The sequence below is a fragment of the Actinomyces sp. HMSC065F11 genome (assembly GCF_001813085.1).
Taxonomy (GTDB): Bacteria; Actinomycetota; Actinomycetes; order Actinomycetales; family Actinomycetaceae; genus Gleimia; species Gleimia europaea.
On sequence record NZ_KV811484.1, the window covers coordinates 364530 to 378055 of the forward strand.

General features: G+C 54.4%; 10 protein-coding genes. 4 read left to right on the top strand and 6 right to left on the bottom strand.

Annotation, left to right across the window (positions count from 1 at the left end):
* Positions 1–376: 376 nt before the first annotated feature.
* Positions 377–1078 (bottom strand): TetR/AcrR family transcriptional regulator, encoded by a 702-nt coding sequence (locus HMPREF2891_RS08985; protein WP_070618547.1) that lies wholly within the window; start codon positions 1076–1078, stop codon positions 377–379.
* 93 nt (positions 1079–1171) lie between these two features.
* Here HMPREF2891_RS08985 and HMPREF2891_RS08990 point away from each other — a divergent pair, with 93 nt between their 5' ends.
* Positions 1172–2395 (top strand): MFS transporter, encoded by a 1224-nt coding sequence (locus tag HMPREF2891_RS08990; protein WP_070618544.1) that lies wholly within the window; start codon positions 1172–1174, stop codon positions 2393–2395.
* Between the two features lie 511 nt (positions 2396–2906).
* Here the strand turns inward: HMPREF2891_RS08990 and HMPREF2891_RS08995 are convergent.
* Genes HMPREF2891_RS08995 through HMPREF2891_RS09015 form a run of 5 tightly spaced genes read right to left on the bottom strand, consistent with a single transcriptional unit; the run spans position 2907 to position 9159 of the window.
* Positions 2907–4319: an ABC transporter ATP-binding protein gene (locus tag HMPREF2891_RS08995; protein WP_070665125.1), complete on the bottom strand. Its 1413-nt coding sequence runs from the start codon at positions 4317–4319 to the stop codon at positions 2907–2909.
* Complete coding sequence (locus HMPREF2891_RS09000; RefSeq protein WP_232217595.1) at positions 4316–5017, bottom strand: energy-coupling factor transporter transmembrane component T family protein; 702 nt, start codon at positions 5015–5017, stop codon at positions 4316–4318. The genes HMPREF2891_RS08995 and HMPREF2891_RS09000 overlap by 4 nt, the downstream gene beginning before the upstream one ends.
* Complete coding sequence (locus HMPREF2891_RS09005) at positions 4995–5591, bottom strand: MptD family putative ECF transporter S component (RefSeq protein ID WP_016444300.1); 597 nt, start codon at positions 5589–5591, stop codon at positions 4995–4997. Before HMPREF2891_RS09005 ends, HMPREF2891_RS09000 begins: the two co-directional genes overlap by 23 nt.
* Positions 5592–5626: 35 nt before the next feature.
* Complete coding sequence (locus HMPREF2891_RS09010) at positions 5627–7375, bottom strand: ABC transporter ATP-binding protein (RefSeq protein ID WP_070665127.1); 1749 nt, start codon at positions 7373–7375, stop codon at positions 5627–5629.
* The gene (locus HMPREF2891_RS09015; protein ID WP_070665129.1) at positions 7372–9159 is read right to left on the bottom strand and encodes an ABC transporter ATP-binding protein; all 1788 of its coding nucleotides are present in this window, start codon (positions 9157–9159) and stop codon (positions 7372–7374) included. The genes HMPREF2891_RS09010 and HMPREF2891_RS09015 overlap by 4 nt, the downstream gene beginning before the upstream one ends.
* Positions 9160–9418: 259 nt before the next feature.
* Here HMPREF2891_RS09015 and HMPREF2891_RS09020 point away from each other — a divergent pair, with 259 nt between their 5' ends.
* The 3 genes from HMPREF2891_RS09020 to HMPREF2891_RS09030 all read left to right on the top strand — a co-directional run bounded on the left by HMPREF2891_RS09020 (position 9419) and on the right by HMPREF2891_RS09030 (position 13460).
* Positions 9419–11059, top strand: coding sequence for a SulP family inorganic anion transporter (locus HMPREF2891_RS09020; protein WP_148131763.1), 1641 nt, complete (start codon positions 9419–9421; stop codon positions 11057–11059).
* Positions 11060–11206: 147 nt separating this feature from the next.
* On the top strand, positions 11207–12532 hold the full coding sequence (locus tag HMPREF2891_RS09025; RefSeq protein WP_070665131.1) for a transaldolase family protein: 1326 nt from the start codon (positions 11207–11209) through the stop codon (positions 12530–12532).
* A 178-nt stretch (positions 12533–12710) separates the two neighbouring features.
* On the top strand, positions 12711–13460 hold the full coding sequence (locus tag HMPREF2891_RS09030) for a GntR family transcriptional regulator (RefSeq protein ID WP_070665133.1): 750 nt from the start codon (positions 12711–12713) through the stop codon (positions 13458–13460).
* The last annotated feature ends 66 nt before the right edge of the window (positions 13461–13526 follow it).

Here is a 13526-nt window from a genome sequence, read left to right on the forward strand (position 1 = left end):
GGTGCGGCGCGCCAGTAAGTCTTCCACATGCAAAACACCCTCATATAAAACACCAAACGCTATTTCTGCACGTCGAGATGGAGGTTTCCTCTTCGTCCATACGCAATAGGCTGGGCTTAGGCTTCGGTATAGGCTGCGGATTCCTGGGAGAAGCCTGCGTGCTGTGAAGAGCGATATTTAGTTCATTGATGGTGACGTATTTGATGTAGTCGTACCAGTTGTTTGGGAAGCTCTGGATATAGTGGATTTTCTTGTGTTTATTGGAAAATCGCAGGAAATAGAGTGAGAGGCTGAAAGGCTCTGTTCTTAGCTGGATGCCTTGCGATTTTGGGCAATATTTTATGAGTATTGATGATTTCTCTTGTTCACGGGTTCGTTAGGCGTTTTCGCGAGGCAAAATCGCTATCTCTAAACCGGCGAGTACGACTTCCATGATGATTTCAAAGTATTCCTGACTCATGCGGTCTTCATTTTTCGGGTTGGCTAGCGGAATTAAGTAGCCCTGGATGATGTCAGCCAGCGTTGTGGAGCAGACAGCTAGGGGCTGAAGTTGGGTAATCATTTGGCCTAGGTCGTGGCGCTGTTCCTGCTTGGTTGGGCTGCGCAAGTTGCGAGCAGTAATGCTCCACAGCATCGTGTTGATGATAATTGAGTATGCGATGTGAATGTACTTGCTAAAACCAGCATCCCGTAGTTTTTCGTAAGCCACCTCCAAGATTGGTATCAACGCGGCGTTCATATGTCCATACATCAGTTTGTCGGTGACTCCGGGGAATTCAAGAAAGACAGGCCTGACATTTTCTGCTAGGGAGATGAACCAATCTTTCCATTCCAGCTGCTCGTCCGGTAGTTCGATGGTGCTAGTGATCTCGCCTATTACAGAAGCGGTAATGGCGTCACGGTTTTGGTAATGGTGGTAGATGACAGAGGGAACTACTCCCAGACGCTGCGCAAGGTCACGAATCGACCATTTTTCTAGACCGCACTCTCGGGTCAGTTCCATTGCGGTGTACATGATCTTTTCCTGCGTCAGCCAGGCGCGTCTACCCGTGTTTACCCGCTTGTCTTTATTCCCCACGAAAACAGCATACCCTCAACCTCGACAATACTAGAACATTGTTCTAGTATTGTCTCAGCTTGATTGGTAGCTCACTTTGGAAAGGATGTTTTAATGTGCGCCACTAATGAACGAAACGAGAAAGTCGAATCAAAAATAACGGGACTGTTTCCCCTGTTTTTGACGGTGCTACTGGCATATATGGGGCAGATGATTCTTAATCCAATTCTGGCTCCACTATCGCGCGAAATCGGGCTGAAGGAATGGCACATTGGCGCCACCATTTCGTTAGCAGCCATAATGTTTTCTCTTACCTCCACCAGGTGGGGACGGGTCTCATTGCGATGGGGATCTCGGCGTATCTTGCTTATTGGCATGCTTGCCGGAATCCTGGCTCTAAGCGGATTCGCTATGGTGGTGTGGCTAGGATTTAAGGGTCTGCTCACCGGCATAGCGTTGATCATAGGAGTAGTCATAACTAGGGGCGTGCTGTACGGCGGTGCCATCGCATCAGTTTCCCCAGCCGCGCAAACCTACGTTGTGACTCATACCTACAATGAGACGCAACGGGTAAAAGGTCTGGGAGTCTTGGGCGCTGCACAAGGATTCTCGTCTATTCTTGGAGCCTTATTGGGCGGCAGCCTTGCAGCTATAGGAGGTTTCATGATGCCCCTGCTGGTGATGCCTCTGGTCATGCTTTTAGGCGTTGCCGTTTTACTGCTAACATTCAAACCCACAGGTAGCGAAGAAAAAGTCGCTCAACCGGCAAAAGTTTCCTATTTTGATTCAAGAGTATTCGTGTTCCTGGCTTGCGGTTTCCTAATGTTTACCGCTTTTTCTACCGTGGCTACACTTTTCGGCTTTTTACTGCAGGATGTTTTGAATCTAGCGGCCGGCGCCACAGCAGGGCTCACCGCTTTGTGCATGTCAATAATGGGTTTGGTCATGATACTTGCGCAGGCCTTGGTGGCTCCAAGGTTAAACTGGGGTGCTAAAAAACTCTTTAGAAGAGGATTAATAATCGTTCTTCTCGGGTTACTACTCTTGGTTTATCCACTAAATCTTGGACTGTTCATCGTGGCCAGCATCTTGACAGGCTTTGGTCTAGGCCTGGCGATGCCTGGCTACAACACGGCGCCTACTTTGCAAATGAAGCCCGAAGAACAAGGTGGGCTAGCCGGGTTGATTAATGCTAACAATGGTGCAGCCTATGTAGTGGCACCGATAGCCTCCACCGCACTTTACGGACTCTCTCCGTGGCTACCAATGACATGTTGCGCAGTCCTGATAGCTGCGGCAGTTTTGCTGAGTTTTTACCATCCCGAGTTCCGCAAATAATCTCTTTATGATTAGAAGCAAAAACCATAAAAATCCCTGCTAAAGCGGTATTGACTTCAGCAGAACTATGATGTCTAGTCGCTACGAGATTCAAACAAACTCAAACGTCTCAAAAACCCCATGCAAACACGAGGTCATTCAGCTCAATCGCTTGTAATGGTGTGTATATTCTTCTTGGTAATGACCCTGAAGCTATTGAGAATACCTAGTGTTACATCGGCAAGATAGAAAACTTTGTTGAGCGCTTACGCGATCATGACAAAAAGAAGCCGCAGTGGGAAAGAGAATCAGCCAACGAGTGGACAACATCGACCAGGGGAGTGCCAAGCTTCCCGTCATAAACGCGCCGATAGCTTGCACCAAAACGATGCTAAACACGAGTCCGAATGCGATGGCGAGCTTTTTTCGCAGGTGTGAATCTGTGGCGGCTTCTTGCGCGCTTGGCCCATGATCGTGGTGATGCTCGCTCATGATGACCCCCTTCTAGAAACTCGGCTCGTGAATCCCTCGTTCACTCCTGTAGACACATGTCTGAGCAGGCGTTGATTTGGTCAAGGCGGACGCCATGGTCGGCGACCTCGGTAACGAGTTCAGCGTCGTGGGTAATGACAATGACGACGGCACCAGTGTCAGCGAGTTTACGCATTACTCGGGAAATCGCGACAAGGTGTTTGTAGCCAACACCGGACGTGGGCTCGTCGAAGATGTAAACTTTCTTGTTCGCAGCAAGCGCTGTAGCAATAACCAGACGTTGACGTTGCCCGCCAGAGAGTGCTTGCGGATGATCAGCCTCGTGGTCGGCAAGGTCGAGTTCTTCAAGGATCGCGTGGGCATCGATGTGTTGCTTTTCGGCTTTGGTCGTGCCGAGCGTGACTTCGTCGATGACGGTATCTGAGAACAACTGTCGGGTGGGGTCTTGCATGACGAGATATGCGTCTCGGCTGGCGAATTTTTGTCCGCCGAGTGTGATGGATGCATGTTTGGCTTTTTCTAGTCCGCAAACAATGCGTGCCAGAGTTGATTTCCCTGAACCGCACGGGCCGAGGAGCGCCGTGATTTTCCCCGCCGGAAACAACACGTGGTTAATATTGAGGACTGTGTTTCCATGACGGTAGGCAAAGGTGAGGTTGTCGATCGTGAGCCCGTTCCCTGCCGGTGGCGGGAGTTGTGGAATGGGCACGGGAACAAGGGACCGTAGTCCAAGGTGTTTGCGTTCCGCCTCTGGCGTGGCGTAGAACTCTTCGCCGGTTGCGGTGAGGGCTATCTTGCCTTTGTCGAAACAGTAGACACGGTCAGCGATCCCGGAAAGGAAACTTAGCCGGTGTTCAGCAATGATGATGGTGTGTCCATCAGCTTTGAGCCTGGCGATGAGTGTGGCGAGTTGGTCGATAACGTCAGCGGACAAGTTCGCGGTTGGCTCGTCAAAGACGATCATCGACGTGTTGTTGCACATGGCGACGGCGCAGGCCACGCGTTGCATCTGCCCACCCGACAGTTGTGTGACGCGGGATTCCAACAGGTCGGCGATACCTAACTCGGCTGCAACCTCGTCAATGCGGGCACAGATCTCCTGCGGGTCGCGGCCGAGATTTTCTGGGCCGAAGGCGAGTTCTTGGCGCACGTGGGTGGTGTAGAACTGGGTGCGCGGGTTTTGAAACACTGTCGAACAGTGGTGGGCAAGCTCTGATAGATCTACTCGTGCCACGTCAATGTCGTCGACTGTGACGTTTCCGGTAAGGTCGCCGTCGTGGAAGTGCGGGATGAGCCCGTTAAATAGCCGTAGTGCGGTGGTTTTTCCTGACCCTGACGCGCCACACAGCAAGGTGACAGTTCCCTGCGAAATAGTGAGGTTGGCGCCATTGATTGAGGGGTGGTCTGCTCCTCGATAGGTGAAGGTGACCCCAGTTGCTTGGGCTATTGTCATAGGACGATTCTCCATATCGCGAAGCCGATAACGACGAGCAGAATGACTGCGTCGATCACACGGAATTTCACGACCGTGACTGAGGTGGGCTTTGCGGTTCCGCCCAGTCCGCGCACGAGGGCAGCCGATGCCAGTTCGTCCCCGCTGCGTACCACGGTCGATAGCAGCGGGATTGTGAAGTATTGCGCCGCACGCAGGGAAAGCGCGGACATGCCGCGTAGTTTCATGGCATCTGAGATCGCTTTAACTTCGTGGCCGATCACGGGCAGCACACGTAAGGCAACCGAGATTGGGATCGTGAAACAGGTCGGGATCCGTGAGCTGGCGAGTGCTTTTTGCAAGGTGGCGGGTCGGATTACGCCGATCGCGTAGGCTCCCATTCCTGCGCTGACGCTGAATCGCCACATCCACTGCAGAAACAGCACGAGGAACGCGCTGGCTGTTGATTTCCAGACCAGTGGTATCACGAAGACGAGCCCGCTGAGGACCGCAAACGTGGCCAGGTAGACGGCCACCCAGCTCGGGCGCACGAGCGTGTTGGGGTTGATCGCAGCGCTCGTCAGCATCACGGCGGCGAATCCGCCCAGAGTACACACGAACCACGGCGAGTAGGCACTGTAGATCGTGGTGGAGACGATGACGAGCGCTGCGATAATGGTGCGCGGGTCGGGAAGTTTAGACAAGACCGGCCCGTTCAAAGTGTTTGCGCGCGACCCTGGTTCCCAACAGACCAGCAAGCCAGCCCACGATGAGCATCACGCCGAAGAAGCCCAGCAGAATCGGAATCGTGACGACCTGTGCCATCTTGGCGGCATACTCGGCACCCATTTGTTCGGCGATTTGCGACATATATGCGTCTTGGTTCATAAATAGCGGCATCCACGGTGACACGTAGATCGGCAGAATAAACAGTGCGTATGCCAGCGGAACGCGAACCTTAACGTTCTTCGGTCCCTTGGTGATGACTAGGTCGGCGAGCAGGCCGAATACAGCGGCCACCGCGATGCCTCCCACCCAGTGGCCGGTCACGAAAAAGAGGATTTCGATGATAATCAGCATGATTGTCAACGCCCCCATCTTCGGAGTGCGTGCTGTGAACAGCGCAAAGACGATGCCGTTAACGAGGATAGAAAGCAGGAAACCGGCATACATGGCGGCGGGGATGAACCCGAGCATTCCGAATGCAAACACGATGACGAACATCAAGGCGGTGAAGACGCCAATGTTGATGAAGTCGCGCGCGTTGAGGCGCGAGGATGTGGGTGTGGACATAGTTTTTCCTTTCATGTGCTTATACGTGCTGTGTTTTAGACGAGTTGCCATCCGGCTGCGTTGATGCGTTCTTGCCAGAAATCGCGGTATTGACCTGGCTGGTTGACCAGCTCGTCGTGGCACCCGCGCTGAGCGATACGCCCACCGTGGGAGAGCACAATGATTTGGTCAGCTTGTCGAATGGTTTCAAGTTTGTGGGCGATGACAATCAGTGTGGAGTGTTTGCGTAGCTCATTCATCGCCGCAACAATATTGGCTTCATTTTCCGCGTCCAACGCGCTAGTGGCCTCATCGAAAAGCACGATCGGGGCCTTCTTCACCAAAGCGCGGGCGATAGAGACGCGTTGCCGTTCCCCACCCGACAGTGCACGCCCGCCAGAACCCGCCAATGAATTCCAGCCGTCTGGGAGGCGGTTGACGATTTCCGTCACGCCCGACAGGTCAGCGGCCCACCTGATTTCTTCATCGGTGGCTTCTGGGTTGCCAAGGCGAATGTTGGCTTCGAGAGTGTCGTTGAATAAGTAGACGTCTTGGAAGACAAGAGACACCTGGCGCATCAAATCTTCGGTGGTCTGCTCGCGCACGTCCACTCCGCCAACGCGCACGCTGCCGGACTGCACATCCCAGAAACGTGCAACCAACCGGGCGATCGTCGTCTTCCCGCACCCAGATGGACCAACCAGGGCACACATGTCACCTTGCGGGACATGGAAGGAAATATCACGGAGAACCGGGGTGTCCGGATCGTAGCCGAAGGTGACGTCCTCGAAACGAACATCACCAGGGGCGTTTATCGGTGTAGAGGCATCGGGTTCGGACAGTTCGGGGGCATCCATGACCTTGTCGACGTGGTTCATCTGCTGGCGGCGTTCTTCCAGCCCAGACATACATCCGCCGATGTCTTGGAGCATAGTGGTGAACCGCAGACACATGCCGATGGTGACCACAGCGTTCAACGCGCTCACCTGCCCGCCGAGGGCGAGTTGGGCGGTCAGCCAGATCATCACCACAATGAGCGCTTGAACGAACATCCCATTAATCAGGTTCGCTAATGTTTCGATCCACAATGCTTTGCGACCCTTGCGGTCAGCCTGGTCGAAAGCCTGATCAAGGGCCGGGTAGTCGTCGGCGACATGGCAGGAGCGCAGCGCGCCTTGGCAGGTGGCGAATTCGACCATGCGAGCCGCCAGCTCCGATTCGGCTGGTTCGGAAACCTGCTTACCTTTATCAAGAAGCACACGGGAAATATGGAGGAAGGCAAGCATGATCGGGAACGCGATCGTCAAGGTCAGTCCCAGTCGCCAATCCCAGAACCAGGTTCCCACAGTGATCACCAGCACGGCCGAGAGTTTTTGGACGAGAGAGAAAATGAAATGTGCCGCCGACTCGCCCAAGTTCATCATTTCCTGGGTGACCATGCGCGACAGCCGTCCAGAGCTACCCGAATCGAACACTCCCAACGGTAGGCGGGCTACCTTGTTGCCGACCGCTTGATGGACGTCGTGAATGAATCCGAGCGCGCCGATATAGCCGGTGCGCATGCCATAAAACTCCGTGCCCACGCCCAGCACCGCGATCACCGCCAAGGCGATGAGCCAGCCCGAAAACGACAGCCCCCACACCGGCATTCCGGTTGCTAGGGCACTTGCGGCGGGAAGCAGAGTCAGCAGGGCAAAGCCGTGACACAGTCCTGATACCGCACCCCACGCTTGACCGACCGAGAGGTCTCGCCACGAGGCGGGTTCCATCAAACGCTTAAAGCGTGGCAACAATAGTTGATTCATTGTGTCATCTCCTCGCATGCACCTTGGGTAAGAAGTGCCTGATAGTGCGCATTACCCAACAGCTCGTCGTGTTTACCGACCACAGCAATGCGCCCGCGTTCCATGACGACGATTTGGTCTGCCCCTCTGATCGAGGCCAGTCGGTGGGCGATCACAATCACGGTTCTGCCTTTGGCAAGAGTCGAGAGAGCTTGTTGGATTTTCGATTCCGATTCCGGGTCCGCCATCGCCGTCGCCTCGTCCAGCACCAACACTGGGGCATCAACCATGAGCGCGCGGGCGATCGCGATACGGGCTGCCTGTCCGCCCGAAACGTGGGTGTCCTCCCCCAACACGGTGTCGTAACCATCTGGCAGGCTCATGATGAACTCGTCGATCTGCGCTGCTCTCGCCGCCTGCCGCACCTGATCTAAGGTTGCGTCTGGCGCGCCCAGGGCAATGTTGTTGTGGATGGTGTCGCGAATAAGCTGTGCATCTTGCAGGACGAATGCGACCGTCGAATACAACACGTCCTGGGAAATGCTCTTTAGATCAACCCCGCCGATGGTGATCGTGCCAGCGTCCGGGTCATCAAAGCGGGCCATCAAACTCGCCAACGTCGACTTCCCCGCACCCGACGGGCCAACCAGCGCGGTCACCGTGCCTGCCGGAATGCTCAGGCTTACCTCGTCTAATGCCTGGGTGTCGTCATAGGCATACGACACACCCCGAATCTCGATATCATGACCGTGTGGTGTCTGTGGTGCATCGGGTTGGCTCAATGCCGGTAGCTCCATCACCGCAACGAGGCGCACCGCAGCCGATCCCGCAAGCTGGTAAGACCAGGCGATGGTTGCGACTGTCATCAACGCTCCCGGCAGCACCAAGGCGATCAACGTCGTCGTTATCACCTCGTAGATGCTCACCCAACCGGCGTTCATCATCAACGCGCCACCGCCAAGGTTCACGATCAACAACACCGGGATCGACACCCACGAAAATGAGGCGACCGACATCGACACCAGCGGCATACACCACGCTCGGTAGAACTTAGAAAACTCGTTAGCTGCATCTAAATAGGCTTTATGTGCTTGGCCGACCTTGCCGAATGCTTTCACCACTGAGATACCGGCAACGAACTCGGCCATCGTTGCCGAAACCTGAGCGAGCTTGGTATCCATTTGCGCGGTCTTCTCATTCATCCCACGCATCGACATGCCATACATGCCCACATAGAGCGGGATCGTCGCAATCGACAGCAACGCGAGTCGCCAATCCACCACAAACGCATACATCAACAAGGCGAGCGGGGATACGATCGCGTTCAGTTTCTCTATCGGCCCGTGCGCGATTACTGTGTGCACCGTGGCCGTATCATCCTGAATGGTCTTGCGGATCTTCCCCTCACCCTCGCGGGTAAACCACGACAGCGGAGCAGCCGACATTCGGGCGGCAATTTGCCGACGCATCTGGTTACGCAACGACAGGTCAATAAAATGCGTCACGCCCAATGCAACAAAATATAAGCTCAACCGGGCCATGTATGCGCTGACGAGGAGTATGACGATCCAGTTCACCCGCGCCGGGTCCACCTGGTCTTGCATAAGTTCTCTGCCAAGCTCCACCAGAGCCACATACGGGGCAATAGCCAACACGCCAGAGAGAAAAGCCAAAACCTGCGCGACGAACAGCTTGCCTTTCACTGGCTGCGATAGTTGACGGATCGCGTTCTGGCCAGCGACAGATTTTTCCTTCGCGGACCCATACTCGCCGTCAACAACCTGATCCATTGCACTATCGTCCATGCAAACACCATCCTTATTAGGCAAGCCTAACCTTATCTAAATTCTGGAAGATGTACCTAACCGTGCATGTAAACCGATACGAGCATCACCCTTTCAAGGCCATACTCACCTGTTCACCAGTGCGGAATACGAACCGGATTGTATCCTCAGATCAATTCTGTGCCGTGATACCATGGTGAGTCCACGCGCCGTTTAGTTTTTCCTTGTATTTCGCGCGTGTTGATGAAAATTCTTGGCTTGAACGGGTTGGGATAAATACGTGCGGTTGTCTTCTTCGATAGCTGATCACTTGAAGTTTTTGTTACCGTCCGCAGATGATTATCGCGAGGCGAATTGGCGCCGCGACCTGGTTGCAGGCGTGACGGTGGGTATTGTTGCACTGCCGTTGGCGTTGGCATTTGGGGTTTCGTCTGGAGTGGGCGCAGCCGCCGGTTTGGTAACGGCAATAGTTGCGGGCCTGATTGCAGCGGTTTTTGGCGGCTCACACGTGCAGGTGTCGGGGCCAACGGGCGCGATGGTTGTGATCCTGGCGCCAATAGTTGCGCAGCATGGGGCAAGTTCGATCATGTTGCTGTCGGTGATGGCAGGCCTGATGGTGTTTGCGTTCGGATTGTTGGGCCTGGGCAAGGCTATCTCCCTGATCCCTTGGTCCGTGGTGGAGGGTTTCACGCTGGGAATCGCCACGTTAATCGCGCTTCAGCAGGTGCCGATGGCGATGGGGGTAGAAATCCCGGCGGGCGTGAATTCGCTGCATGGCGCTTTCTTGGCCGTGCAGGCAGCGGACTGGGCGGTTTCTGCATTCACTCTGGGCATTGTCCTAGTTACTGTGTTGGTGATTGTGGGAACCTCACGCATATCAACAACGTTCCCGGCCTCACTCGTCGCAGTGGTCGTGGTGTCACTGGCGGCGTTCTTTGGCAATCTTGCGGTGCCAACTATTGGCCAGCTCCCCAGTTCCCTTCCGGCGCCAAGCCTTCCATATGTTGATTTTTCATTGATGAGGCAGTTGCTGCCTGCCGCGTTCGCGGTGGCAATGCTGGCGGCAATCGAGTCGCTACTGTCGGCACGTGTTGCGGCTGGAATGCCGGGGCAGGGATCGTATCAGCCGGACCGGGAGCTGGTGGGCCAGGGGCTGGCGTCAATCGGCTCGGGTATTTTTGGAGGAATGCCGGCAACGGGCGCGATTGCGCGTACGGCAGTGAATGTGAAGTCGGGAGCTACCAGCCGCGTGTCCGCAATCGTGCATGCGATAATCCTGGGCGCGGTGGTATACCTCGCGGCTGGCCTCGTGAGCCATATTCCGCTCGCGGCCCTAGCCGGAGTCCTGTTCGTAACCGCATTCCGCATGGTTTCAACATCTAGTGTGTGCAAGATTTTGGGCTCAACGCGCGGCGATGGCCTCGTATTTTGGATTACTGCACTGATCACGGTCGTGTTCGACTTGGTTGTTGCAATCGGTTTGGGCGTTGCGATCGCCGTGTTGTGGGCGGTCTACCACCTGTCCCGCCTGTCGGGCGTAGTGGAGTTGCCGCTGCCGGGCGAACGCCAGCAAACCGATGACAAGATCGCGTACTTCCGTTTGGACGGCTCAATGTTCTTTGGCGCGGCAGAGCGCATCGTCACTGAGCTTTCCGACGTTCACCGCTCCACCGGAGTGGTGATCTTGTCAATGTCGCACGTGGGGATTTTGGACGCGTCGGGCGCAAAACAACTTGCGGACGTGTTCGTGGAGCTCAATGAACGCGGCATCATAACGATGATCAAGGGCCTGCGCCCCGAGCATCTGAAGGCCGCGCAAAGCGTGGGCATAATCGATGCGCTAAGCTCGCCCACCTACCTGTTCGATTCCATCGAAGAGGCCGCCGCTTCTGCACGCAGATTGGTAGCCGAGGGGTTGTGAGGCTGCAATTTCAATGCGCGAATGTAGTCTTTTGACCAGACGCCATGTTCTGAGGGTTCGCGTACGGAGGCAAATTTAAGATGAGGTAGACACGCTCGGCTGTACCGGTATAGTCTGGTATAGTCGATATGGAACGAAGGAGTTTCGATGCGTGATTTTACTTTAGGAGCGAACGTCTCCGTGACGGTAGAAGACCTTGGTCTTAAGGCAAACAGGGATCAGGAGGAATATATCCAGCGGATCTTGGATACGCCCCTTGATCTAGATACCTTTGCTTGGTTGTCAAAGCGGGCTCAGAGTCTTGAAGCGGGCGAAGAGCTGCGAAAGGTAGTTGACTACTTCCGAGATGCGCAGGGCGGGACGCCTGCCGGTTTTAGGCGCGAGTTGCACCTAAAGAAGGGAGGCGTTCTCGAAGTTGATCTGGTCCGCGATATTTCCAAGGACAAGGACGGGAAAGAGCGACCCACAAAGGTGCTGTACTCGGCGGACTCGGCCAACCCGTACGAGGTTGCCCCGGTTGCCCCCCTGCTTGCAAACTTGACTTGTAACCCCGGAATTATTTATGACCTGTTCTTAAATAACCCAAAGGCTAACGTGGGTAACAAGTACAAGGATCGCGACGAGGTCATGACTTCTATCGGCGACATTCTTGGACCTGGCTCCGATATTTCGGTAGAGCTAAACAATCCTTTTGAGCAGGATTTCTCGAAAATTCTTGAAGAAGTTAAGCGCTTCGAAGAAATTTTGTCTCCTTGGCGTCTCGTGGTGAAGGTTCCTCACACGGGACCGGTTAATCACGAAAACTACAAGGAGCTGCTCGAGGGCGACGGACGTCTGGGACTGGGCTTTGATAAGGGGTCCACGGCCGATGCACTACGTGGACATGAGCTTGCGCTACGCCTTCATGAGGAAGGGTATAGGGTTAACTTCACCCTGATGTTTGAACCGTTCCAGACGCAAATGGCGCTGCAGGCAAGGCCGTACTTCATTAATTCATTTATTCGCCACCGGAAGATGCAGACTGAGCGAATGATCGGCTTGCTCAAGGCTTACGAGCTAAGTCATGATTCGTATTTCCTGACGCAGCTCAGAGATTACATGGTTGCAAATGACTACATTGGCGCAAACGACAATCCGGATGATCTTGCGCTAATTAATATGGCGCAAACCTTCCTCACATACCGGGGCGTCGATGTTGATACCGCTAGCTTCGATGGCCTAGACGGTGTTCGCCACAATCTACGGGCTCTTCGTAACTCGAACCTGGATGACACCAGGCTGATCATTTGTTCGATGGAGGGCCCAATGAACTACCCGGACATTGATCGATTGTTGATGGAGGATGAGTTCCGCGACATGGCCGATAGGGTCGTCGTCACCGCTGAGCCGCAGTATCTGGCTCGGTTTACCTCAACAAATCAGGTTGTTAGTTATCAGCGACGCTTTATGAAGGCCGCTTCCGGGCAGTCTTAAAGATTGCTGCTGGAGGGAGGGAGGTTTTCTCCCTCCCTCCGGTAATTGTGGGATTGGTCGCGCAAGGTTGTTGGACCGCGTATGGCTCGCCTTGTGCTAGTAGGGTTATGACAGGCATTGGCTTTGTGGGCGCGTGCTGTACGCATGCCTGCTGATTAGGTTTGTGAGGGTGCGTCGTATGCAGTACGAGCTCGATAGGGATTCGATTACGCCTCTGTATGTTCAGATTGGCGACATCATTCGAGATGGGTTGTCGAGAGGTGTGTGGAAGCCTGGAGAGAGGATTCCGTCAGAATCTGAATTGCAGGAGAGTTTCAACGTATCCCGAATGACAGTACGTGGAGTGGTCTCCTCCTTGGTGGATGAGGGGTTGTTGCAGAGGGTTCCTGGTAAGGGGACGTTTGTTGCGCAGGCCAAGATAACTGCAAGTTCACCGATGTATAGAGGGATTCGCGAGCAGTTGGAGCGGATGGGGTATAAAACCCAGACTGAGCTCCTAAAATTCGAAAAGGTTCTGCCGCCTCGGTTTGCTCAAGATGCATTGGAAGTTGCTGCCGATGAGAGCGTTTTTGAAATCGTGCGCCTTCGAAAGATTGAAGATCAGCCGGTAAGCCTCCACAGGTCTTGGATTCCGGCTAAATTTGCCCCCTCATTGCTTGAGTGCGATGTGGTGGATGAACAGCTATGTACGGTGCTCGGTGATGAGTTTGGACTTAGGGCAACCGAAACTCACGAGACTTTAGAGGCTGTTGCGGCGTCTGAAGTGGAAGGTGAGATTCTCGAGTGTGGAGAAGGCGTGCCTCTGCTACTTCTCGAAGATACGCTGTACGACGAGCGAGGCCGGGCGTTTGAGTATACAAAGCTCTTGCTGCACGGTGGCCACATGAAGGTGCGCTTCAATTTCTCGGGAGAAACCAAGGCATTCTAATCGCTTTTTAGCTGATCTTTCTGGAACCCTTGCCCACACTTGTATGTACAGGTATAGTCAGGTATA

Bases quoted from the DNA above. Each gene is read 5' to 3' on its own strand.
- HMPREF2891_RS08990 (WP_070618544.1), top strand. From the start codon at position 1,172: ATGTGCGCCACTAATGAACGAAACGAGAAAGTCGAATCAAAAATAACG.
- HMPREF2891_RS08995 (WP_070665125.1), bottom strand. From the start codon at position 4,319: ATGACAATAGCCCAAGCAACTGGGGTCACCTTCACCTATCGAGGAGCA.
- HMPREF2891_RS09005 (WP_016444300.1), bottom strand. From the start codon at position 5,591: ATGTCCACACCCACATCCTCGCGCCTCAACGCGCGCGACTTCATCAAC.
- HMPREF2891_RS09010 (WP_070665127.1), bottom strand. From the start codon at position 7,375: ATGAATCAACTATTGTTGCCACGCTTTAAGCGTTTGATGGAACCCGCC.
- HMPREF2891_RS09015 (WP_070665129.1), bottom strand. From the start codon at position 9,159: ATGGACGATAGTGCAATGGATCAGGTTGTTGACGGCGAGTATGGGTCC.
- HMPREF2891_RS09025 (WP_070665131.1), top strand. From the start codon at position 11,207: ATGCGTGATTTTACTTTAGGAGCGAACGTCTCCGTGACGGTAGAAGAC.
- HMPREF2891_RS09030 (WP_070665133.1), top strand. From the start codon at position 12,711: ATGCAGTACGAGCTCGATAGGGATTCGATTACGCCTCTGTATGTTCAG.